This window comes from Micromonospora costi, from assembly GCF_003626655.1.
Taxonomy (GTDB): Bacteria; Actinomycetota; Actinomycetes; order Mycobacteriales; family Micromonosporaceae; genus Micromonospora; species Micromonospora costi.
In genome coordinates, this window is sequence record NZ_RBAN01000004.1 from 208,398 (window position 1) to 229,490 (window position 21,093).

The following is a 21,093-nucleotide window of genomic DNA, read 5'->3' on the forward strand; positions in this document are numbered from 1 at the left end:
CCGGAACCCGTCCGCACCGGCCGGTCCCCGTCGCCCCCACAGCGCACGACGGACGACCCGGCCGGGCCCCCACCACTGCACCGGAAGGGCTGATCGTGTCGACGAGACGACACCTCGGTATATTCGCCGCCGCCGTCCTGGCGGCCGCCTCGCTGACCGCCTGCGGCGGCTCCGGCGACGACTCCGGCGGGTCGGGCAAGACCCTCACCTACTGGGCCAGTAACCAGGGCGCCAGCCTGGAGGCCGACAAGACCATCCTCCAGCCGGAGCTGGACAAGTTCGAGAAGCAGACCGGCATCAAGGTCAACCTCGAGGTCGTCCCCTGGTCCGACCTGCTCAACCGGCTCCTCGCCGCGGCCACCTCGGGCCAGGGCCCGGACGTGGTGAACATCGGCAACACCTGGTCGGCGTCGCTGCAGGCGACCGGGGCGCTCGTCGAGTTCGACGACGCCACGCTCCAGGCCGTCGGCGGCAAGGACCGCTTCGTGCCCGCCGCGCTCGCCGCCGCCGGGGCGCCCGGCAAGCCGCCGGCCGCCGTGCCGATCTACAGCCTCGCGTACGCGCTCTACTACAACAAGAAGGCGTTCGCCGACGCCGGCATCACCGCCCCGCCGACCACCTGGGAGCAGCTCGCCGAGTACGGCAAGAAGCTCAGCACCGGCGGCAAGTGGGGGCTGGCCGTCGAGGGCGCCAACCCGTCCGAGAACGCCCACCACGCCTTCACGTTCAGCCAGCAGTACGGCGGTGAGTGGTTCGACTCGTCCGGCAAGCCGACCTTCGACACCCCGCAGAACGTCGCGGCGGTCAAGCGGTACGTCGACTTCATGGCCACCGACAAGATCACCAACCCGAGCAACGCCGAGTACGCGCAGAACCAGTCGGTCTCCGACTTCGCCAACGGCAAGGCCGCGATGCTGCTCTGGCAGGCCGCCGGCTCGAACCTGAAGACCCAGAACATGCCGGCCGACGCGTACGGGATCGCCCCCGTGCCGTTCCTCGGCGCCCCGCCGGCCGGTGGCAAGAAGGTCAACAGCATGGTCGCCGGCATCAACATGGCGGTCTTCAAGCACACCAAGAACCGGGACGCCGCGCTGAGCTTCGTGAAGTTCATGACCAGCGACGAGGAGCAGACCATCCTCAACAAGACGTACGGCTCGCTGCCCGCGGTGAAGACCGCCGGCTCCGACCCGGCGTTCAGCGCCCCGGAGCAGAAGGTCCTCCAGGAGACGCTGTCCACCACCGCGGCCCCGCTGCCGCAGGTGCCGGACGAGAGCACCTTCGAGACCCTCGTCGGCACCGCCATCAAGGAGCTGTTCGCCGACGCGGCCAGCGGCAAGCCGGTCACCGAGGACTCGGTGAAGCAGAAGCTGACCGACGCGCAGCAGAAGATGCGCTGACCCCGGCGTCACCGGTGGCCGTGGCAGGGCGCCCTACCGCCCTGCCACGGCCACCACCTGGCGAGAGGACCCTGATGGCAACCAGCACCACCGCGCCGGGCCCGGCCCGCCCCGACCGGCGCGACCCCGGAGCCGGATCACCGGCGTCGGGATCCGCCCGGCGGCCCCGCCGCCCGCGGCGCTCACTCCTGCCGTACCTGCTGCTCGTTCCGGCCATCGTGCTGGAGCTGGCCATCCACGTGATCCCGATGGTCGTCGGGGTCTGGATGAGCCTGCTGGAGCTGACCCAGTTCCACATCCGGGACTGGTCCACCGCGCCCTTCGTCGGGCTGGAGAACTACCGGGCGACCCTCGACTTCAACAGCGCGGCCGGCCGCGAACTACTGCACTCGTTCTGGGTCACCCTGGTCTACACCCTGCTCTCGGTGGGGCTGGCCTGGCTGCTCGGCATGGCCGGCGCCGTCGTGCTGCAACGCCCGTTCCGGGGCCGCGCGATCCTGCGGGCGCTCTTCCTCACCCCGTACGCGCTGCCGGTCTACACCGCCGTGATCACCTGGAGCTTCCTGCTCCAGCGCGACACCGGCCTGGTCAACCACGTCCTGGTCGACCAGCTCGGACTGTTGGACCAGCGGCCGTTCTGGCTGATCGGCGACAACAGCTTCTGGTCGCTGCTGGTGGTGTCGGTCTGGCGGAACTGGCCGTTCGCGTTCCTCTGCCTGATGGCCGGGCTGCAGAACGTCCCCGGGGAGATGTACGAGGCGGCGGCGATCGACGGCGCCGGGTTCTGGCGGCGGCTGCGCTCGGTCACCCTGCCCATGCTGCGGCCGGTGAACCTGGTCCTGCTGCTGGTGCTCTTCCTGTGGACCTTCAACGACTTCAACACGCCGTTCGTGCTCTTCGGCGGCTCCGCCCCCGAACAGGCCGACCTGATCTCCATCCACATCTACCGCAGCTCGTTCAAGACCTGGGACTTCGGTTCCGGTTCGGCGATGTCGGTGGCGCTGCTGCTGTTCCTGCTGGTCGTCTCGGCCGGCTACCTGCTGATCACCAACCGCCGGAGGGACCATGCGTGAGACCACCGGTGAGCGGTGGGGCCGGCGGATCGTGCTGACCCTGCTCACCCTCTTCGTCGTCATACCGCTCTACGTGATGATCACCTCGGCGGCCAAGCCGTTGCAGGACGTGCAGAACGGCTTCACCTGGTGGCCCAGCCGGCCGACCCTGCAGCCGTTCGTCGACATGTGGAGCACCGTGCCGCTGGCCCGCTACCTGGTGAACAGCCTGGTCGTGTCGAGCATCGCCGCGGTCTGCTCGGTGGCGGTGGCGATCTTCGCCGCGTTCGCCGTGAGCCGGTACCGGTTCCGTGGCCGCGGGGTGTTCTCGGTGACCGTGCTGTCCACCCAGATGTTCCCGGGCATCCTGTTCCTGCTGCCGCTGTTCCTCATCTACGTCAACCTGGGCAACGCCACCGGCATCGAGCTGTACGCGAGCCGTCTCGGCCTGGTCATCACGTACCTGACCTTCTCGCTGCCGTTCTCGATCTGGATGCTGGTCGGCTACTTCGACTCGATCCCGCGCGGCCTCGACGAGGCGGCCCAGGTCGACGGCGCCGGGCCGCTGCGCACCCTGTTCCGGGTGATCCTGCCAGCGGCCGTGCCGGGCGTCGTCGCGGTCACCGTGTACGCCTTCATGACCGCCTGGGGCGAGGTGCTCTTCGCCTCGGTCATGACCGACGAGGGCAGCCGCACCCTGGCCGTCGGCCTCCAGGGCTACTCGACCCAGTTCAACGTCTACTGGAACCAGGTGATGGCCGCCTCGCTCGTGGTCAGCGTGCCCGTCGTCGCCGGCTTCCTGGCGCTCCAGCGCTACTTCGTGGCCGGCCTCACCGCCGGCGCGGTCAAGTGAGCACAACCATCGCAGAGGAGAACCATCCCGTGCCGGACCTGTCCAAGCTGCCGCCCGACTTCCTCTGGGGCGTCGCCACCGCGGCGTACCAGATCGAGGGCGCCGTCGACGTCGACGGCCGGGCCCCGTCCATCTGGGACACCTTCTCGGCGACCCCCGGCAACGTCGACAACGGCGACACCGGCGCGGTCGCCTGCGACCACTACCACCGCTGGCCGGAGGACGTGGGGCTGATGCGCCAGCTCGGCGTCGACGCGTACCGGTTCTCGGTGGCCTGGCCGCGGGTGCTGCCCGAGGGCGTCGGGCAGGTCAACAGCGCGGGCCTCGACTTCTACGACCGGCTGGTCGACCGGCTGCTCGCCGAGGGCATCCGGCCGTTCGTCACCCTGTACCACTGGGACCTGCCGCAGGCCCTGCACGACCGGGGCGGCTGGCCGGAGCGGTCCACCGCCGAGGCGTTCGCCGACTACGCGGCGGTCGTCGCCGCCCGCCTCGGCGACCGGGTGTCCGACTGGAGCACGGTCAACGAGCCGCTCTGCGTGTCCTGGATCGGGCACCTGGAGGGCAAGATGGCCCCGGGCGAGCGGGACCTCACGCGGGCCGTCCACACCTCGCACCACACGCTGCTCGGGCACGGGCTCGCCACCCGCGCGGTACGGGCCAACGCCGCCCTGCCCGCCTCCGTCGGGCTGGTGCTCAACCTCAGCCCGATCGAGGCCGCGAGCGACCGGCCGGAGGACGTGGAGGCGGCCCGGCGCATGGACGGGCACGTCAACCGCTGGTGGCTGGACCCGGTGCACGGGCGGGGCTACCCGGCCGACATGGTGGCCACGTACGGCGTCGAGCCGCCGGTGCGCGGCGACGACCTGGACGTGATCGCCACCCCCACGGACTTCCTCGGGGTGAACTACTACTTCCGGCAGCTGGTGGTGGACGACCCGGCCGGCCCGCCACCGTACGCCCGGCAGGTGCCGGTGCCCGGCGCCGTGGAGACGGCGATGGGCTGGGAGATGTACGCGCCCGGCCTGGAACAGCTGCTGGTCGCGGTGAGCGAGGAGTACCGGCCCGGGAAGATCATCGTCACGGAGAGCGGCTCGGCGTGGGTGGACGAGGTCACCCCGGAGGGCACCGTGGAGGACAAGGAGCGCACCGACCACCTGGAACAGCACCTGGCGGCGTGCGCGTCCGCGGTGGCGCGCGGCGTGCCGCTGGCCGGCTACTTCGTCTGGTCCCTGCTCGACAACTTCGAGTGGGCCTACGGCTACGACAAGCGCTTCGGCCTCGTGCACGTGGACTACGCCACCCAGCTGCGGACGGTGAAGGCGAGCGGGCACCGCTACGCCGAGCTGATCCGCGCCCACCAGCGGCTCGCCGGCACGGCGGGAACCGCCACGCCGGTGGGCTGAGAGCGGGCCGACGGGGCCCGGGTTCCCTGGGTGTCGCGCCGGGCGGCACCCAGGGCCCGACCCGTCCCGGCTGCGGCCGAGGAGGCCGGTGGCAAGCGGTCGTCCGTCGCGACGGGGGATCGGTCGCGTCGCGTCGGGCCGAGCCGATAACCTTCCCCAATGGCCGCACCAGCCGAGGAACCCGGGCCGCCGGACGGCGGGCTCCGGATGTCGGAGACCGATCGGATCAAGGCGTTCAGCGACGGCGTCTTCGCGATCGTCATCACCCTGCTGGTGCTCGAACTTCGGGTACCGGACTACCACGCGGGCGGGCTGCTGGAGGGGCTGGGCCACGAGGGCCCGTCCTATCTGGCCTTCGCCGTGTCGTTCGGGTACATCGGGGTGATCTGGCTCAACCACCACGCGCTGCTGCGCCTGATCCGCGGGACCACGCTGGCCCTGAGCTGGATCAATCTCGCCATCCTCTTCGGTGCCGTGATCATCCCGTTCCCGACGGCGGTGCTGGCCTCGGCGTTCACCGAGGGCGACACGGCCGACCGCAGGGTGGCGGTGGCGCTGTACGCGCTCGCGGCGGCCCTGATGTCCGCGCCCTGGCTGGCGTTCTTCGGCTACCTGCACCGCCACCCCGCGCTGCGGGCCGGCGACGTCAGCCCGGAGCACGTCCGTGCCCAACGCGTCCGCCCGGTCACCGGCCTGCTCCTCTACGGGTTGAGCGGCCTGCTCGGTTGGTTCGTCCACCCGGTGGTGGGGCTGGTCCTCATCATCGTCATGATCGTCTATCACGCGATCACCAGTGAGGGTCTGCGCGCCGGGCCGCTGCGGTTCCTGTCGCGCCGTTCCCGAGCCTGACCAGCACGGCAGCGGCCTGGCCGGCGTCGTCCGGGAAGCCAGAGAGCGCTCTCTTGACAGCGTCCGAGCCACTCAATAGATTGTTACCAATCTATTTCCGGTTTCCTCGTAGATACCCGACCGGTGGCGGTTCGCCGGATAGGCGGGGGCCGGCAGTCCACGACCGCAGGGAGGCTTCCCGTGCGCAGAATTCGTGCCATCGCCGCGCTGGCCCTCGCCGGCGTGGGCCTCAGCGTCGCGCTCACCGCGACCACCGAGGCCCCCGCCGCGGCGGCGCCCGGCGCGGTGACCTGGTCCGACGACTTCAACGGCCCCGCCGGCTCACCGCCGGACGCCAGCAAGTGGCGGTACGACATCGGCGGGGGCGGCTGGGGCAACAGCGAGTTGCAGTACTACACGAACAGCACCCGCAACGCGGCGCTGGACGGCAACGGCAACCTCGTCATCACCGCCCGCCGGGAGAACCCGGCCAACTACGGCTGCTGGTACGGCAGCTGCCAGTACACGTCCGCGCGGCTCCTGACCGCCGGCACGTTCGCCCAGGCGTACGGGCGGTTCGAGGCGCGCATCAAGATCCCCCGGGGCCAGGGCCTGTGGCCCGCCTTCTGGATGCTGGGCAACGACATCGCCACCAACCCGTGGCCCAACTCCGGCGAGATCGACATCATGGAGAACGTCGGGCGCGAGCCGTCCACGGTGCACGGCACCCTGCACGGCCCCGGCTACTCCGGTGGCAACGCGGTCACCGGCCAGACCTCGCTGCCCGGCGGGCAGGCGCTCGCGGACGCGTTCCACACCTACACGGTCGACTGGGCGCCGGACTCGGTCACCTGGTACCTCGACGGCGTGCAGTACTCCCGCAAGACCCCGGCCGACCTGGGCGGCAACCGGTGGGTCTTCGACCACCCGTTCTTCATGATCATGAACGTCGCGGTCGGCGGCAACTGGCCCGGCTCGCCGGACGCCAGCACGGTCTTCCCGCAGCAGATGGTCGTCGACTACGTCCGCGTCCAGGCGTGGGACACCGGCGGGGGCGGCGGCAGCGGGGCGCCGATCGTCGGGTACGGCAACAAGTGCGTGGACGTGGCCGGGGCGAGCACCGCCAACGGCACCGCGGTGCAGCTCTGGACCTGCAACGGCACCGCCGCGCAGCGCTGGACGTGGGCCGGCGACGGCTCGGTGCGGGCGCTGGGCAAGTGCCTGGACGTGACCAGCGGCGGCACCGCCAACGGCACGAAGGTACAACTCTGGGACTGCAACGGCAGCGGCGCGCAACGCTGGACCTTCACCGCCGCCGGGGACATCGTCAACCCGCAGGCCAACAAGTGCCTCGACGCGACCGGGGTCAGCTCGGCCGACGGCACCCGCCTGCAGATCTGGGACTGCACGGGCGGCGCGAACCAGAAGTGGCGCCGCTGACACCATCGCCCGCTCCGGGGCCGCCGCGGCTGTCGCCGTGGCGGCCCCTCGCGTCCGGTACTCAGGCTCGGTTCGCGGCGGTCAGGCCAGGGCGTGGCCCGTGGTGGCGTCGACGTGCTCCGGCACGTCGTCGTGCCGGTCGCCGACGGAGGACGTGCCGGTGGGCTCGAACATCAGGATCGAGGCTCCCTCGGCGGAGAACGGCTTGTGCTCGGCGCCCCGGGGCACCACGAACACGGATCCGCGCGGCAGGACCACGGTGCGTTCCCGCCCGTCCGGCTCCTCCCGCAGGGCGATGCGCAGTTCCCCGGAGAGCACGAGGAAGAACTCGTCGGTGTTGTCGTGGCGGTGCCAGACGTGCTCGCCGGCCACCTTGGCGACACGTACGTCGTAGTCGTTGACCCGGGTGACGATGCGGGGGCTCCACAGCGCCTCGAACGAGGCCAGCGCCTCGGTGAGGTCGATCGGTCCACTGCTCATGAACCCATCCTGCCCCGCCGCCCTCCCCCGCGTCGATCATGCAGGTGTGGTGCCGGGCTACCCCGGTACGCGGCCTTTGTCGCCCACCACAAGTGCATGATCGACGGGGTGGACCCCTGGCCCCGGATCGGTGACTGATAGGTCGGATTTCTTCGGGTTGGGTCCGTTATGGCTACTCTCGACCTGTGCGAAACGGCTCCGGCAGCGCCACGACGGTCGGCGACGAGTGGTCGTCCCGGGTGGCCCTCACCGTCAACGGCGACCCCCACGAGATGACGCTGGACAACCGGACCACGCTGCTCGACGCGCTGCGCGAACACCTCGGCCTCGTCGGCGCGAAAAAGGGCTGCGACCACGGGCAGTGTGGCTCCTGCACCGTCCTGCTCGACGGCCGCCGGGTGAAGAGCTGCCTGATCTTCGCGGTGAGCCTCGACACGTGCGAGGTGGTCACCGTGGAGGGCCTCGCCGGCCCCGACTCCCTCTCCCCGTTGCAGGAGGCGTTCATCGCGCACGACGCCTTCCAGTGCGGCTACTGCACGCCCGGGCAGATCTGCTCCGCGCGTGGGCTGCTCGACGAGGTGGCGGACAACTGGCCCAGCGCGGTCACCGACGACCTCACCGGCACCGTGCGGCTGACCGACGCCGAGATCCGCGAACGGATGAGCGGCAACCTGTGCCGCTGCGCGGCGTACCCGCACATCGTCGACGCGATCCGGGAGACGGCGGGCGACCGATGAGGAGCTTCCACTACCGCCGCCCCGCGGACGTCGCCGAGGCCGTCGCGCTGCTCGGCGCGGACCCTGAGGCCGCGTACCTGGCCGGCGGCACGAACCTGGTCGACCTCATGAAGCTCGGTGTGCAGCGGCCCGACCTGCTGGTCGACGTCACCCGACTGCCGCTGGGCGGCATCGAGCCGCTCCCCGGGGGCGGCCTGCGGATCGGCGCCACCGTCCGCAACAGCTCGCTGGCGGCCCACCCGGTCGTACGCCGCGACTACCCGGTGCTCAGCCGCGCGCTGCTCGCCGCGGCCTCCGGCCAACTGCGCAACATGGCGACCACCGGCGGGAACCTCATGCAGCGCACCCGGTGCGTCTACTTCCAGGACACCGGGAAGGCGTGCAACAAGCGCGAGCCCGGCACCGGCTGCGCGGCCCGGCACGGGCAGAACCGCGACCTGGCCATCCTCGACTGGTCCGAGCAGTGCGTGGCGACCCACCCGTCCGACCTCGCGGTGGCACTGGCCGCGCTGGACGCCGTGGTCGAGGTGGCCGAGGCCGGCGGGACGCGCGACGTCCCGGTCGCCGAGTTCTACCGCTCACCGGGCGAGCATCCTGAGCGCGAGACCACCCTGCCCCGCGGCGCGCTGATCACCGCCGTACGGCTCCCGCCGCTGCCGGCCGCGCGGCGCTCGGCGTACCTCAAGGTGCGGGACCGGGCGTCGTTCGCCTTCGCGGTCGGCTCGGTGGCCGCGGTGCTCGACCTCGACGCCGGCGTGGTCCGCGACGTCCGGCTGGCCTACGGGGCGGTCGCGCACCGGCCCTGGCGGGCCCTCCGCGCCGAGGCCGAGCTGCGCGGCCGGCCGTTCACGCCGGAGCTGGCCGGGCGGGCCGCCGACGCCGAGCTGGAGGCGGCCCGGCCGTTGAGCCACAACGCCTTCAAGGTGCCGCTCGTCCGCGCCATCACGGTACGCGCGCTCACCGAGCTGGCGGGGGTCGAGGCATGAGCGCTGGCGCCGTGGGCCGGGCACATCCCCGGCTGGAGGGCCGGGAGAAGGTCACCGGCACCGCCCGGTACGCGGTCGAGTACCCGCTCGACGACGTGACGTACGGCTGGGCCGTTCCCGCGGCGGCGGTGCGCGGCCGGATCACCCGCATCGACGCGGAGCCGGCGCTCGCGCTGCCCGGCGTGCTCGCCGTGCTGCACCACGGCAACGCGCCCCGGCTCTCCCCCGACGTGGACCCGGAGCTGTACCTGCTCCAGGAGCCGACGGTGCACTACCGGGGCCAGTTCGTCGCGGTGGTGGTGGCGGAGAGTATCGAGGCGGCCCGGGAGGGGGCGCGGCACGTCCGGATCGACTACGACACCCAGCCGCACAGCACCGTGCTCACCGCCGACCATCCGGGGCTGTACCGTCCGGACAAGGTCAACCCCAGCTACCCGACGGACACCGCGGAGGGCGACTTCGACGCGGCGTTCGCCGCGGCGGAGGTACAGGTGGACGCCACGTACCGGACACCGGCGTACCACAACAACCCGATGGAGCCGCACGCCACCACGGCGCAGTGGCGCGACGGGCAGTTGCTCCTGCACGACTCCAACCAGGGCTCGACGGCGGTGCAGGCGGCGATGGCCGAACTCTTCGGCATGCCGCGCGAGTCGGTCCGGGTGATCAGCGCCCACGTGGGCGGCGGGTTCGGCAGCAAGGGCTACGCGAAGGCGTCCGTCGTGCTCGCGGCACTGGCCGCCCGGCACGTCGACCGGCCGGTGCGACTCGCCCTGACCCGCCAGCAGCTCTTCGGCCCGATCGGCTACCGCACCCCGACGATCCAGCGGGTCCGGCTCGGCTCCGACGCCGACGGACGGATCGCCGCCATCTGCCACGACGCCATCAGCCAGACGTCGATGATCACCGAGTTCGCCGAACAGACGGCCGTCTACACCCGCAGCATGTACGCCGGGCCGCACCGGCGCACCACCCACCGGCTGGCCCGCCTCGACGTGCCGACGCCGTTCTGGATGCGGGCGCCCGGCGAGTGCCCCGGGGCGTACGCCCTGGAGTCGGCGATGGACGAACTCGCCGTCGCCTGCGGGATCGACCCCGTCGAGCTGCGGATCCGCAACGACCCGGCGGTCGACCCGGACCAGGGTCACCCGTTCAGCAGCCGCAACCTCGTCGCCTGCCTCACCGAGGGCGCGCGCCGCTTCGGCTGGGCCGACCGCAACCCGCGCCCCTGCGCCCGCCGCGAGGGCCGGTGGATGATCGGCACCGGGGTCGCCGGGTCCAGTTATCCCGCCCGGGCACGGGCCGCCGCGGCCACGGCCACCGCCCTGCCCGACGGCGGTTTCGTCGTCCGGATCAACGCCACCGACATCGGCACGGGCGCCCGGACCGCGCTGTGGCAGGTCGCCGCGGACGCGCTGGACGTGCCGCCGGAGCGGGTACGGATCCACATCGGCGACAGCGACCTGCCGCCGGCCGGCGTGGCCGGCGGATCCATGGGCACCTCCTCGTGGAGCTGGGCCGTGGTGCGGGCCTGCCAGGAACTGCGCGACCGGCTCGGCCACCACACCGGCGAGCTGCCCGCCGACGGGTTGACGGTCGAGGCGCACACCGCGGACGAGATCCGGGCCCAGCGGCCGATGGCGCGCTACGCGTACGGGGCGCAGTTCGCCGAGGTGCGGGTGGACGCCGACACCGGCGAGGTGCGGGTGAGCCGACTGCTCGGTGTCTTCGCCGTGGGCCAGGTGGTCAACCCGACGACCGCGCGCAGCCAGCTCATCGGCGGCATGACCATGGGGCTGTCGATGGCGCTGCACGAGGAGGGCGTGCTCGACGAGCGGTACGGCGACTGGGTGAACCACGACCTCGCGACGTACCACATCACGGCGTGCGCGGACGTCGAGCGGATCGAGGCGTACTGGGTGCCCGAGGAGGATCCCGACCTGAACCCGGCCGGCGTGAAGGGCCTCGGCGAGATCGGCATCGTGGGCACGGCCGCCGCGATCGCGAGCGCCGTGCGGCACGCGACCGGTGTACGGGTCCGCGACCTGCCGATCCGCCTCGACAAGCTGCTCGGCGTTTCAGAGTTGGCTTAATTAAGGCGTCGCTGATATAACTGTCGGGTGCACGCCTTCGATGTGCTGGGCGACCCCGTCCGGCGCCGGATCCTCGAACTGCTCGCCGAGGGCGAGACCACGGCCGGCGCCCTCGGCGCCGTGATCCAGAGCGAGTTCGGCATCTCCCAACCGGCCGTCTCGCAACACCTCAAGGTGCTGCGCGACAACGGTTTCGCCACGGTCCGGCCGGACGGCACCCGGCGGCTCTACGCGGTCGACCCGCGACCACTGCGCGACGTCGACCAGTGGCTCGACCACTTCCGGCGGTTCTGGACGCCGCCGCTGCACGCGCTCGCCACCGAGCTGGCCCGCGGCAAGCGCGCACGGCGACTGCGCGAGGGTTCTGGCGCTTCCGACGACACTTCTGACGACAGGAGAGAACGATGATCGACGTGACCGAGCAGATCAACGCCGTGCGGCGGCAGGTGGGCAGCCGCACGCTGGAGGCCGGCGAGGCGAGGGTGACCACGATCAGCCAGACGTACGACGCCACGGTCGAGGACGTGTGGGACGCGTGCACGAGCGCCGAACGCATCCCCCGGTGGTTCCTGCCGGTCTCCGGCGAGCTGCGGCTCGGTGGCCGCTACCAACTGGAGGGCAACGCGGGCGGCACCGTCGAACGCTGCGACCCGCCGACCAGCTTCGCCGCGACCTGGGAGTACGGCGGCGAGGTCAGCTGGATCGAGGTCCGGCTGACCTCGGAGGGCGACGGCCGTACCCGGTTCGAGCTCGACCACATCGCCCACGTCGACGACGACCGGTGGGCCCAGTTCGGCCCGGGCGCGGTCGGCATCGGCTGGGACCTCGGCCTGCTCGGCCTCGCGTCGTACTTCGGCGCGGCGGGCGCGGGCGTACGCCCGGAGGACGCCGAGGCCTGGTCCGCCTCCGACGAGGGCCGGGCGTTCATGACGCTGGCCAGCGAGCGCTGGCGCGAGGCGAGCGTCGCCGCGGGCACCGACCCCGAGGCCGCCCGCGCCGCCGCCGAGCGGGTCACCGCCTTCTACACGGGCGTCCCGGCCGCCTGACCCGGCGTCCCGGCCACCCATGATCGACACCGTTTCGCCGATGTGGCGGCTTTCCGGCCCCGGTGACACCGCCACATCGGCGAAACGGAGGTGATCTGGCCGAGTGCGCCGGGCCGGCGCGCGGGTAACGTGCTGCGGCATGACCGGTGCGTCGTACTCCCACTGCTCGTACTGCGGGTCCGCCTACCCGGCGGCCGGCTGGCCCCGGATCTGCCCCGTCTGCGGGCAGACCGTGTGGCGCAACCCGTTGCCGGTGGCGGTGGCCGTACTGCCGGTGCGGACGGCGGCCGGCCTCGGCGTGGTCGTGGTCCGGCGTGACATCGAACCGGCCCGAGGGCTGCTCGCCCTGCCCGGCGGCTTCATCGAGTACGGCGAGGAGTGGGACGAGGCGCTGGTCCGGGAGCTGCGGGAGGAGACCGGCCTGGTCGCGGCGCCCGAGGACGCGACGCTGTTCGCGGTGCACAGCGCGCCCGCCGGCGGCACCATGATGATCTTCGGCGTGCTGCCCGAGCGGCGCGCCGAGGAGCTGCCGCCGTCGGCGCCCACCGAGGAGGCGACGGAGTGGCTGGTGCTCACCGAGCCGGTCGAGCTGGCGTTCGACACGCACACCCGGGTGCTCGCCGACTTCCTCGCCGGGACCGCCCGGGCGGGAGGGACCGCCGGCTGACCGGTGCCGCCCGGGCGGGCAACCGGCGTCGATCATGCAGTTGTGGTGGTCGTTTCCTGGCGCTTCATGGCCTTTGTCAGGCACCACAACTGCATGATCGACGGGCGGGGTGGGGGTCAGGCTGCGGAGCGGTTGGGCAGGGGGCGGCGGCGGCGCGCCGGGTCGGTCAGCGCCGGCGGGCGCCACGCGCCGTCCGGGGCGTACCGGTTGGTGCCGGGCGGCACGATCTCGTCGATCCGGTCCAGTGTGGCGTCGTCGAGGGTGAGGTCGGCACCGCCCAGCAGCCCGTCGAGCTGCTCCATCGTGCGCGGTCCGATGATCACGGACGTGACCGCCGGGTGAGCGGCGGGGAAGGCGACGGCCAGCTCCGGCAGCGTCCGGCCGAGCTGCCCGGCCAGCGCCACCAGTTCCTCCACCGCCCGGTACTTTTCCGCGTTGCCCGGGGCGGCCGGGTCGAACCGGGCCGGCGTGAGAGCGGCCCGTCCGCTCGTCAGGTCGGCCGGCCGGCCGTCGCGGTACCGTCCGGACAGGAATCCCGAGGCGAGCGGGCTCCAGGTGAGCACGCCCATTCCGTACCGCTCGCAGACCGGAAGCACGTCGGCCTCGATGCCCCGGGCGAGCAGCGAGTACGGCGGCTGCTCGGTGCGGAACCGCCCGAGCGCCCGCCGCTCGGCGACGTGGTGCGCCTCGACGATCTCCTCGGCGGGGAACGTCGAACAGCCGAAGGCGCGGATCGTGCCGGCGCGGACCAGGTCGGTGAGGACGCCCAGGGTCTCCTCGACGTCGGTGGTGTGGTCCGGCCGGTGCACCTGGTACAGGTCGATCCAGTCGGTGCCCAGGCGCCGGAGGCTGTCCTCGACGGCGCGCAAGATCCAGCGCCGGGAGTTGCCGCCCCGGTTGCGGCCCTCCCCCATCGGGAAGTGGACCTTGGTGGCGAGCACCACGTCGTCGCGGCGGCCCCGCAGCGCCTTGCCCACGATGACCTCGGACTCGCCGGCGGAGTACATGTCCGCGGTGTCGACGAGGTTGATCCCCCGGTCGAGGGCGGCGTGGATGATCCGGACGCACTCGTCGTGGTCGGGGTTGCCGACCGCGCCGAACATCATCGCGCCGAGCGCGTGGACGCTCACCTCGATGCCTGTGCCGCCGAGGACCCGGTACCGCATGCCTTGCTCCCTGCTGTCGATCGCCTGCCCGACGGACGACCCGCGGGCGTGCGCCTCACGCTAGGAGTTCGAGTGCGCTGGAACGCAACAGCTCAGGACGCCGTCTCGGCGGTCAGCGGCAGCAGCACCCGGAACGTGGTGCTGCCCGGCACGCTCTCCACCCGGATGTCACCGTGGTGCTTGTGCACCACGATCCGGTACGAGATGTCGAGCCCGAGCCCGGTGCCGCTGCCCACCGCCTTGGTGGTGAAGAACGGCTCGAAGATGCGCGGGCGCACCTCCCGTGGGATGCCGGGACCCGTGTCGGCGATCTCCACGGTGAGCAGGTCGTCCGAGCGCCCCGTGCGGACGGTCAGCGTCCCCTTCTCCCCCATCGCCGCGAGCGCGTTGTCGATGAGGTTCGTCCAGACCTGGTTCAGCTCCGCCGCGTACGCCGGAACCGGCGGCAGGTTGCGGTCGTACTCCTTGACGAGCTTGACCCCGGCGGGGATCTTCGCCTTGAACATGACGAGCGTGGCGTCGAGGAGGTCGTGCACGTCGACCACCTGGAACGGCGCGCGGTCCAGCTGCGAGTACTGCTTGGCCGCGCCGACCAGGCCGGAGATCCGGGTGACCGCCTCGCCGATCTCACGCATGAGCAGCTCGGTCTCGATGGTGTAGGTGAGCCACCGGACGGCCGTCTCCAGGTCGGCCGGGCCGACGGAGCCCTGCACCCGCGCCAGCCAGTCGGTGTCGGCGCCGCCGCCCACCAGGATCGGCGCCAGGTCCCATCCGCCGCGGACGTCGTGGTCGTCCAGCCAGTCGGTGAGCGCGTCCTCGGCGTCGCTGGCGGCCATCGGGCTGAGCTTCGGCGCGGTCGACACCCGCGCCACCGCCTCCTCCTGCAGCTCGACCAGCTGGTGCAGGGCGCTGCCGTCGAGCCGGCCGTCGGCGATCATCGCGAGCTTGCTGCGCATGGCGGCCACCCGGTCCCGCAGCTGCGAGGTCGCCCGGACCGCCGCCGCCGCGGGGTTGTTCAGCTCGTGGGTCAGCCCCGCCGACAGCGAGCCGAGGGCGAGCAGCCGCTCCCGCTCGCCGACGATGGTCTGGCTGTTCCGCATCCCGATGAACAGCCCCTCCAGCAGGTGCATCGCCATCGGGAACCAGGATCGGACGGCCTGCGCGAAATCCGTCGCGGGCAGCACGAAGAAGTCGGCGTCCGTCACCGCGCGCATCGTGTTGCGGTAGACCTGCTCCTTCTCGCCCACGATGTACGCCTGGGTGGCCCCGCCGTACACGCCGCGCTGGGAGGTGCGGCTGATCTCCACCTCGTCGTTCTGCACCCGGCGGCTGAGCGTCACGGTGCCGGAGAGCAGGACGAAGAAGCAGGTGGCCGGCTCCCCCTCGCCGAAGACCACGGTGCCGCCGGCCCGCTGCTCCACCCGGCCGTACTCGGCGAGCCAGTCGAGTTGGGCGGAGTCGAGCGCCTCGAACAGGAAGAGGGTGCGCAGCTGGTCCGGTGTGAGCCGGTCGTCGGGGGTGGTCACTGCGCCTCCAGGTAGCGGTGGACCAGCGAGACGGCCATGGCCCCCTCGCCGACGGCGGAGGCGACCCGCTTCACCGACTGGGACCGCACGTCGCCGGCAGCGAAGACCCCGGGAAGGCTCGTCTCCAGGTGGTACGGGTCGCGTGACAGCGACCAGCCCGGCGGTCGCTTCCCGTCGACGACGAGGTCGGGCCCGGTCACGACGAAGCCGCGCGGGTCGCGGGTCACCACCCCGTCCAGCCAGTCCGTACGCGGCTCCGCGCCGATGAAGACGAACAGCCAGGAGGTGTCGACGGTGCGCCGCTCGCCGGTGCGGGAGTTGCAGAGGGTGAGCTGCTCCAGGTGGTCGCCGCCGGCCGCGCCCACCACCTCGGTGTGCGTGTGCACGACGACGCGGTCGCTCCGCTCGATCTGGTCGATGAGGTAGCGCGACATCGAGGCCGTGAGATCGGGACCGCGGACCAGCAGGTGGACCTTCGCGGCGTACCGGGAGAAGTAGACCGCTGCCTGGCCGGCGGAGTTCGCCCCGCCGACGATGTAGACCTCCTGGTCGACGCAGCTCGGCGCCTCCGTGGAGACGGCGCCGTAGAAGACGCCCCGGCCGGTGAAGTCCGACGCGCCGGGCGCGGCCAGCACCCGGTACGACACGCCGGTCGCCAGCACCACCGTGTGCGCGGCGATCTCCGCGCCGTCGTCGAAGCGCAGCAGGCGGGCCCCGCCGGCCTCGGTCAGCCCCACCACCTCCCGGGTGCTCAGCAGCTCGGCGCCGAACTTCAGCGCCTGCCGCCGCGCCCGGTCGGTGAGCTGAGCGCCGGACACTCCGTCGGGAAAGCCCAGGTAGTTCTCGATCCGGCTGCTCTGGCCGGCCTGCCCGCCGGTGGCCCGGCGCTCCACCAGGATCGTCCGCAGGCCCTCCGACGCGGCGTAGACGGCCGAGCCGAGGCCCGCCGGGCCGCCGCCGATCACCACGAGGTCGTAGAAGTCGGTGGTCGGCTCGACGGTGAGACCGACGGCGCCGGCCAGCTCCGCCTGGGTGGGAGAGATCAGCGTCTTGCCCTCGTCGGTCACGACCAGCGGCACGTCCGCCTCGGTGGCGCCCGCCGCGGCGAGCAGCCGGGCGCCCTCGGGCTCGTCGGAGAGCAGCCACCGGTACGGGATCAGGTTGCGGGCCAGGAAGTCGCGGACCTTGAACGAGGGAGCGCTCCACCGGTGGCCGACGACCCGGATCTCGGCCATCGCCGCGTCGGGCGTCGCCGCCCACGTCTCCAGCAGGCCGTCCACCACCGGGTAGAGCTTCTCCTCCGGCGGGTGCCAGGGCTTGAGCAGGTAGTGGTCCAGGTCGACCACGTTGATGGCCTCGATCGCGGCGTCGGTGTCCGCGTACGCGGTGAGCAGCACCCGCCGGGCGGCGGGGAAGAGGTCCATGGCCGCCTCGAGAAACTCGATCCCGGTCATCCCGGGCATCCGGTGGTCCGCAAGCAGCAACGCCACCTGCTCACCGCGCAGTTTGATCTCGCGCAGCGCCTCCAGCGCCTCCGGCCCCGACCCGGCCCGGATCACCCGGTAGCGCTCGCCGTACCGCCGGCGCAGGTCGCGGGCCACCGCCCGGGACACCACCGGGTCGTCGTCGACGGTCAGGATCACCGGGTTCGCCATGGCGCCCATGAAACCACCTCCCGTCGCCCGTGGTCACACCCGTCCCCGCCGCTGGGACCCGGCCGACGGTGCCACGACCCCGATGGTTGGCGCGCGTCCGGGCGGGTAACCGGGGCCGGGCGTCGGCCGGGCCGGGTGCCCCGGGCCGGGCTGCGCAGACACCTCGGGGGGCCGATGTTCGGAACGCCAGCGTCGTCGACCGGGCCGTCGTCCGGCGAGGTGGTGGAGCTCCGGGTGCACGGGGTGTCCGGCGCGGCAGCCGAGACGGTGCTGGACCGGCCGCACGCGCACCAGGTGGCCGGCGATGCCAACGGCGGCTTCTACCGGCCGCGCCCCGGCTACCCGGACAGCACGGGTCCGGCCGGGGTGACGCTGGAGGCGTACCGCTGGAGCGACCTGCCCTCCGGCACGGCGGTCCGCACGTTGTCGCTGGTGTTCCTGCTGCCGTTCATGCTGTGCAACGTCGCCGTCTGGATGCGCCCGAAGACCGTGGGCGCGCACACCGGGATGAAGTCGCTCTGCCGGGTGCTCGGGCTGACCCTGACCGCGCTCTACGTGCTCTCCATCGTCGGCGTGGCGCTGGATCTGATCGCCTGGCGGTGCATGTCCAGCCCCCGGTGCCTGAGCGACCGGGACTGGCTCTCCTGGTTGGGTCAGCGTCCTGAGGGTGCGCGGCTCGCGGTGCTGTCGCTCGTCCCGGCGGCAGCCATCGGCATCGTGTGGTGGCTCGGCGCGCGCCCCGGCCGCCCGTTCAGCGCCTTCCGTACACCAGCGACCGGCGCCCTGAGCGGGCACGAACTCAGCGAGGTGGGCCGGTGGGACTCGGCCCCGCTCGTCGGGCGGCTGCGCTCGATCCACGTCGCCACGGCCTTCGCCACCCTCGACGCGAGCCTGCTCGCCGCCCGCGCCGGACCGGGCGCCTCCGCCATCTCGGTCGTGCTCACGGTGATCGTCGGGGCAGTCCTGGTGACCTGCGTCGTGCTGGTCTGCAGCCACCCCCTGATCGACATGGCGGAGGCCGGCGGCGCGGCGGACCGGCTCACCCGCAGCCTGCGTACGGTCACCTGCGGGCTGACCATCCTGGTGGTGGCGGCCGTCCTGATCGACCCGGCGCCGTGGCCCCGGGAGACCGGTCTGCCCCGGTACGGGGCCACCATGGCGTGGATCTTCGTGGCCCAGACCGCGCTGCTGGCCGCCATCGGGCTCGTCGTGCTGAGCCAGCGGTCCCCGCACGGCGCGGCACTGCGGGGTACGGGCACACCGGCCGTGGCAGCGGTCGCCACCGGGCTCGCCGTGGCGTTCTCCGCGGAACTCGTCTACCGGGTGGCGGACTTCCTGAACCGGAACCAGTCGACCGCCGAGCGCCTCGCCATCAGCCCGCCACTGGCGTACAAGTGGGCGATCCTCGGGTTCTTCCTGGCGGTGATGGGCACGCTGGTGATCGGCGCCCTCGTCACCGTGGTCTCCAGCCGCGGCCGGTACCGCGCCGCCGCGGCGATCGTCGCGTGCGACTTTCCCGACCCGCCGCCCGAGGCGGTGCCGCGGGTGCGGCAGGTCCAGCGCACGATCGCCCGCGCCCGGTTCACCGAGCGGCTGGAGCCGCTCACCGTGGTGTACGCCTGCCTCGTGGGCCTCGGGCTGGCCATGAGCCTCCTCGGCCTGATGGGCCGGTACCCGCCGGACACCATCGAATGGTTCCTCAGGATCCCGGGCGAACTCGTCAACTTCTTCCTGATGGTCGGCAGCTGGGTGATCGCCGCCATCCTGCTGGGCCTCGTGATCGGCGGGATCTTCGCGTACCGCACCGCCGAGTTCCGCCGCTACGTCGGCGTGATCTGGGATCTGGGCACGTTCTGGCCCCGCTCGGCCCACCCGTTCGCCCCTCCGTGCTACGCCGAGCGGGCGGTGCCGGAGCTGACCCGCCGGATCACCTACCTCGTCCAGCGAGGCGATCTGGTGCTGCTGTCCGGGCACAGCCACGGTTCGGTGCTGCTCGCGGCGACCCTGCTCCAACTGCCGGACGTGGTGTGCGGGCGGATCGCCCTGCTCACCTCCGGCACGCCGCTGCGCCGGCTCTACGGCCGGCTCTTTCCGGCGTACGTGAACGAGGAGGCGCTCCGGGAGGTGGGCCGGCGGGTGGGCTGGCGGTGGATCAACATCTGGCGGGACACCGACCAGATCGGTGGCTGGATCTTCTCGCCGCACCGGCCCGGTGAGCCGGTGCCCGCCGACGACCCGGCGATGGGGGTGGACCGGCGGCAGCTGGACCCGCGCGGGCTGCTCCCTCCGCCGAGCGACAGCGTGCCGCCGCCGATCGTCGGCCACCTGCCGTGCGAGTCGGACGACCGTTTCGCCGACGTCGTGCGCGAGCTGGTCGGCCGGCTCCGCGCCAGCCGCGGCTGATCGGTCCGCCGCAGCTGGCACGGGGAGGGCCTGACCGGTCCGCCGGGGTGGCGGATCCCCTCGTCGGCACCCCGCCACACCGGCGGGACGGAGTCGGTCAGGCGCGACCGCCGCCCTGCCCGGCCGGCACGGCCGCGGTCACCTCGACCTCGATGACCGCTCCGGGCAGGAACAGGCGGCTCACCTCGACCGTCGTGCTGGCCGGAGGCGGGGTGCCGGTGAAGAGCCGCCGGCGCACCGCCGCGTAGCCGGGCAGGTCGTCCAGGTCGGTGAGGAAGCTGCGGATGTGCAGCACGTCGGCCAGCCCGGCGCCGTGCGCGGCGAGCACCCCGGCGACGATCTCGAAGATCCGCTCGGACTGCGCCGCGATGTCGCCCGGGGCGACCACACGGCCGTCGTCGTCGACGCCGACCTGCCCGGCGAGGATCAGCAGGGCGCCGCCGGCCAGGTCGAGGCGGGCGACGTGCGCGAACCGGTCGCCGAACGGCGCGGCGACGTCGTACGGGTTGTCGAGGGTGAGTTTCACGGCTTCTCCCGGGTGGTGAGGGTGGCGATGTCGGCGGTCGGGTCGGTGGCGGCGGCCAGTGCTGCGTGAACGGCCCGGACCAGTGGGGCGTCCGCGCCGGCCAGCCCGTCGAGGACGAGGCCGAGGTCCTTGTGAGCCAGCGCCACCGGGAAGTCCGCGTCGGTGGCGGTGGCCCGCGCGACGGCCGCGCCGAGCGGACCGGCCCCGAGCAGGTCGAGGGCGGTGTCCCGGTCGACGCCGACGGCGCGGGCCACGGTGAGCGCGTCGGCCACACCGCCGACGCCGATGAGCAGGGCCGCGTTGAGGACGAGTTTGGCGGCGGCTCCGCTGCCGGTGCCGCCCAGATGGCGTACGGTGCCGAGCGCCGCCAGCACCGGAGCGACCCGTTCGACGGCGGCGTCCGCGCCGCCCACGAGCACCCGGAGTTGTCCGGCCACCGCGGCGGGCACGCTTCCACCGACCGGCGCGTCCACGAGGTGTACGCCGTCCGGCAGCCGATCCGCCACCGACCGCACGGCGGCCGGCCCGATGGTCGACATCTCGACGAGGCAGACGCCCGGCACGAGCGCCGCCGCGGCGCCCCCCGGCCCGAACAGGACGTCGTCGACGGCCGCCGGGTCGGCGAGCATGGTCACGACGATCTCGGCTCCGGTGACCGCGTCGGCGGGCGACCCGGCCACCCGGGCGCCGGCGCGGCGCAGCGGGTCGGTGCGGGAGACGGTGCGGTTCCAGACGGTCACGGGGTGGCCGGCGGCGAGCAGGCGCTGGGCGATGGCCCCGCCCATTCGCCCGGTGCCGAGTACGGCGATCTTGGTCATGTCGGCAACCGTAG

Annotated in this window: 19 protein-coding genes; 13 read left to right on the top strand and 6 right to left on the bottom strand. The window is 72.7% G+C overall.

Annotated elements, in window-relative coordinates; all coding sequences use genetic code 11:
* The first annotated feature begins 95 nt into the window (after positions 1–95).
* From D7193_RS22760 to D7193_RS22785, 6 genes are all read left to right on the top strand, one after another.
* Positions 96–1,397, top strand: a complete 1,302-nt coding sequence (locus D7193_RS22760; RefSeq protein ID WP_120781581.1) for an ABC transporter substrate-binding protein — start codon at positions 96–98, stop codon at positions 1,395–1,397.
* A 74-nt stretch (positions 1,398–1,471) separates the two neighbouring features.
* Positions 1,472–2,470, top strand: coding sequence for a carbohydrate ABC transporter permease (locus D7193_RS22765; RefSeq protein WP_120781582.1), 999 nt, complete (start codon positions 1,472–1,474; stop codon positions 2,468–2,470).
* Positions 2,463–3,302 carry a carbohydrate ABC transporter permease gene (locus D7193_RS22770; protein ID WP_120781583.1) on the top strand — a complete coding sequence of 280 codons (840 nt, stop codon included), beginning with the start codon at positions 2,463–2,465 and terminating at the stop codon, positions 3,300–3,302. The genes D7193_RS22765 and D7193_RS22770 overlap by 8 nt, the downstream gene beginning before the upstream one ends.
* A gap of 29 nt (positions 3,303–3,331) precedes the next feature.
* The gene (locus tag D7193_RS22775; RefSeq protein ID WP_120781584.1) at positions 3,332–4,708 is read left to right on the top strand and encodes a GH1 family beta-glucosidase; all 1,377 of its coding nucleotides are present in this window, start codon (positions 3,332–3,334) and stop codon (positions 4,706–4,708) included.
* A 159-nt stretch (positions 4,709–4,867) separates the two neighbouring features.
* Positions 4,868–5,557, top strand: a complete 690-nt coding sequence (locus tag D7193_RS22780) for a TMEM175 family protein (protein ID WP_120781585.1) — start codon at positions 4,868–4,870, stop codon at positions 5,555–5,557.
* 180 nt (positions 5,558–5,737) lie between these two features.
* Positions 5,738–6,976: a glycoside hydrolase family 16 protein gene (locus tag D7193_RS22785; RefSeq protein WP_120781586.1), complete on the top strand. Its 1,239-nt coding sequence runs from the start codon at positions 5,738–5,740 to the stop codon at positions 6,974–6,976.
* An 81-nt stretch (positions 6,977–7,057) separates the two neighbouring features.
* Here the strand turns inward: D7193_RS22785 and D7193_RS22790 are convergent, their stop codons facing one another.
* A complete protein-coding gene (locus D7193_RS22790; RefSeq protein WP_120781587.1) occupies positions 7,058–7,456 on the bottom strand; it encodes a cupin domain-containing protein in 399 nt (132 codons plus the stop codon).
* A 272-nt stretch (positions 7,457–7,728) separates the two neighbouring features.
* Between D7193_RS22790 and D7193_RS22795 the strand changes: the two genes are divergently transcribed.
* The 6 genes from D7193_RS22795 (at position 7,729) to D7193_RS22820 (ending at position 12,985) form a co-directional block, all read left to right on the top strand.
* The gene (locus tag D7193_RS22795) at positions 7,729–8,193 is read left to right on the top strand and encodes a 2Fe-2S iron-sulfur cluster-binding protein (protein ID WP_120782151.1); all 465 of its coding nucleotides are present in this window, start codon (positions 7,729–7,731) and stop codon (positions 8,191–8,193) included.
* Positions 8,190–9,179, top strand: a complete 990-nt coding sequence (locus D7193_RS22800; RefSeq protein ID WP_120781588.1) for an FAD binding domain-containing protein — start codon at positions 8,190–8,192, stop codon at positions 9,177–9,179. Before D7193_RS22795 ends, D7193_RS22800 begins: the two co-directional genes overlap by 4 nt.
* A complete protein-coding gene (locus D7193_RS22805) occupies positions 9,176–11,272 on the top strand; it encodes a xanthine dehydrogenase family protein molybdopterin-binding subunit (RefSeq protein WP_120781589.1) in 2,097 nt (698 codons plus the stop codon). Before D7193_RS22800 ends, D7193_RS22805 begins: the two co-directional genes overlap by 4 nt.
* Before the next feature lie 27 nt (positions 11,273–11,299).
* Positions 11,300–11,680 (top strand): ArsR/SmtB family transcription factor, encoded by a 381-nt coding sequence (locus tag D7193_RS22810; RefSeq protein ID WP_120781590.1) that lies wholly within the window; start codon positions 11,300–11,302, stop codon positions 11,678–11,680.
* On the top strand, positions 11,677–12,318 hold the full coding sequence (locus tag D7193_RS22815; protein WP_120781591.1) for an SRPBCC family protein: 642 nt from the start codon (positions 11,677–11,679) through the stop codon (positions 12,316–12,318). The genes D7193_RS22810 and D7193_RS22815 overlap by 4 nt, the downstream gene beginning before the upstream one ends.
* Before the next feature lie 139 nt (positions 12,319–12,457).
* Positions 12,458–12,985 carry an NUDIX domain-containing protein gene (locus D7193_RS22820; RefSeq protein ID WP_120781592.1) on the top strand — a complete coding sequence of 176 codons (528 nt, stop codon included), beginning with the start codon at positions 12,458–12,460 and terminating at the stop codon, positions 12,983–12,985.
* Between the two features lie 116 nt (positions 12,986–13,101).
* Here the strand turns inward: D7193_RS22820 and D7193_RS22825 are convergent, their stop codons facing one another.
* From D7193_RS22825 to D7193_RS22835, 3 genes are all read right to left on the bottom strand, one after another.
* The gene (locus D7193_RS22825) at positions 13,102–14,151 is read right to left on the bottom strand and encodes an aldo/keto reductase (RefSeq protein ID WP_120781593.1); all 1,050 of its coding nucleotides are present in this window, start codon (positions 14,149–14,151) and stop codon (positions 13,102–13,104) included.
* A 92-nt stretch (positions 14,152–14,243) separates the two neighbouring features.
* Positions 14,244–15,677: an ATP-binding protein gene (locus tag D7193_RS22830; RefSeq protein WP_120781594.1), complete on the bottom strand. Its 1,434-nt coding sequence runs from the start codon at positions 15,675–15,677 to the stop codon at positions 14,244–14,246.
* Entirely contained in the window at positions 15,674–17,341 is a 1,668-nt protein-coding gene (locus D7193_RS22835; RefSeq protein ID WP_241563308.1) for an NAD(P)/FAD-dependent oxidoreductase, read from the bottom strand. Before D7193_RS22835 ends, D7193_RS22830 begins: the two co-directional genes overlap by 4 nt.
* 165 nt (positions 17,342–17,506) lie before the next feature.
* Here D7193_RS22835 and D7193_RS22840 point away from each other — a divergent pair, with 165 nt between their 5' ends.
* Positions 17,507–19,735, top strand: a complete 2,229-nt coding sequence (locus tag D7193_RS22840; RefSeq protein WP_120781595.1) for a hypothetical protein — start codon at positions 17,507–17,509, stop codon at positions 19,733–19,735.
* Between the two features lie 97 nt (positions 19,736–19,832).
* On the opposite strand, the gene D7193_RS22845 is transcribed toward D7193_RS22840, so the two are convergent.
* Together D7193_RS22845 and D7193_RS22850 are read right to left on the bottom strand one after the other, a co-directional pair.
* On the bottom strand, positions 19,833–20,261 hold the full coding sequence (locus D7193_RS22845) for a RidA family protein (protein ID WP_120781596.1): 429 nt from the start codon (positions 20,259–20,261) through the stop codon (positions 19,833–19,835).
* Positions 20,258–21,079: an NAD(P)-dependent oxidoreductase gene (locus D7193_RS22850; protein ID WP_120781597.1), complete on the bottom strand. Its 822-nt coding sequence runs from the start codon at positions 21,077–21,079 to the stop codon at positions 20,258–20,260. Before D7193_RS22850 ends, D7193_RS22845 begins: the two co-directional genes overlap by 4 nt.
* Positions 21,080–21,093 lie beyond the last annotated feature (14 nt).

What these genes read in the sequence shown, in the direction of transcription:
- D7193_RS22780 (WP_120781585.1), top strand. Translation starts at nt 4,868, where the DNA reads ATGGCCGCACCAGCCGAGGAACCCGGGCCGCCGGACGGCGGGCTCCGG.
- D7193_RS22790 (WP_120781587.1), bottom strand. Translation starts at nt 7,456, where the DNA reads ATGAGCAGTGGACCGATCGACCTCACCGAGGCGCTGGCCTCGTTCGAG.
- D7193_RS22840 (WP_120781595.1), top strand. Translation starts at nt 17,507, where the DNA reads ATGTTCGGAACGCCAGCGTCGTCGACCGGGCCGTCGTCCGGCGAGGTG.
- D7193_RS22800 (WP_120781588.1), top strand. Translation starts at nt 8,190, where the DNA reads ATGAGGAGCTTCCACTACCGCCGCCCCGCGGACGTCGCCGAGGCCGTC.
- D7193_RS22770 (WP_120781583.1), top strand. Translation starts at nt 2,463, where the DNA reads ATGCGTGAGACCACCGGTGAGCGGTGGGGCCGGCGGATCGTGCTGACC.
- D7193_RS22835 (WP_241563308.1), bottom strand. Translation starts at nt 17,341, where the DNA reads ATGGGCGCCATGGCGAACCCGGTGATCCTGACCGTCGACGACGACCCG.
- D7193_RS22820 (WP_120781592.1), top strand. Translation starts at nt 12,458, where the DNA reads ATGACCGGTGCGTCGTACTCCCACTGCTCGTACTGCGGGTCCGCCTAC.
- D7193_RS22850 (WP_120781597.1), bottom strand. Translation starts at nt 21,079, where the DNA reads ATGACCAAGATCGCCGTACTCGGCACCGGGCGAATGGGCGGGGCCATC.
- D7193_RS22815 (WP_120781591.1), top strand. Translation starts at nt 11,677, where the DNA reads ATGATCGACGTGACCGAGCAGATCAACGCCGTGCGGCGGCAGGTGGGC.
- D7193_RS22825 (WP_120781593.1), bottom strand. Translation starts at nt 14,151, where the DNA reads ATGCGGTACCGGGTCCTCGGCGGCACAGGCATCGAGGTGAGCGTCCAC.
- D7193_RS22795 (WP_120782151.1), top strand. Translation starts at nt 7,729, where the DNA reads ATGACGCTGGACAACCGGACCACGCTGCTCGACGCGCTGCGCGAACAC.
- D7193_RS22805 (WP_120781589.1), top strand. Translation starts at nt 9,176, where the DNA reads ATGAGCGCTGGCGCCGTGGGCCGGGCACATCCCCGGCTGGAGGGCCGG.
- D7193_RS22765 (WP_120781582.1), top strand. Translation starts at nt 1,472, where the DNA reads ATGGCAACCAGCACCACCGCGCCGGGCCCGGCCCGCCCCGACCGGCGC.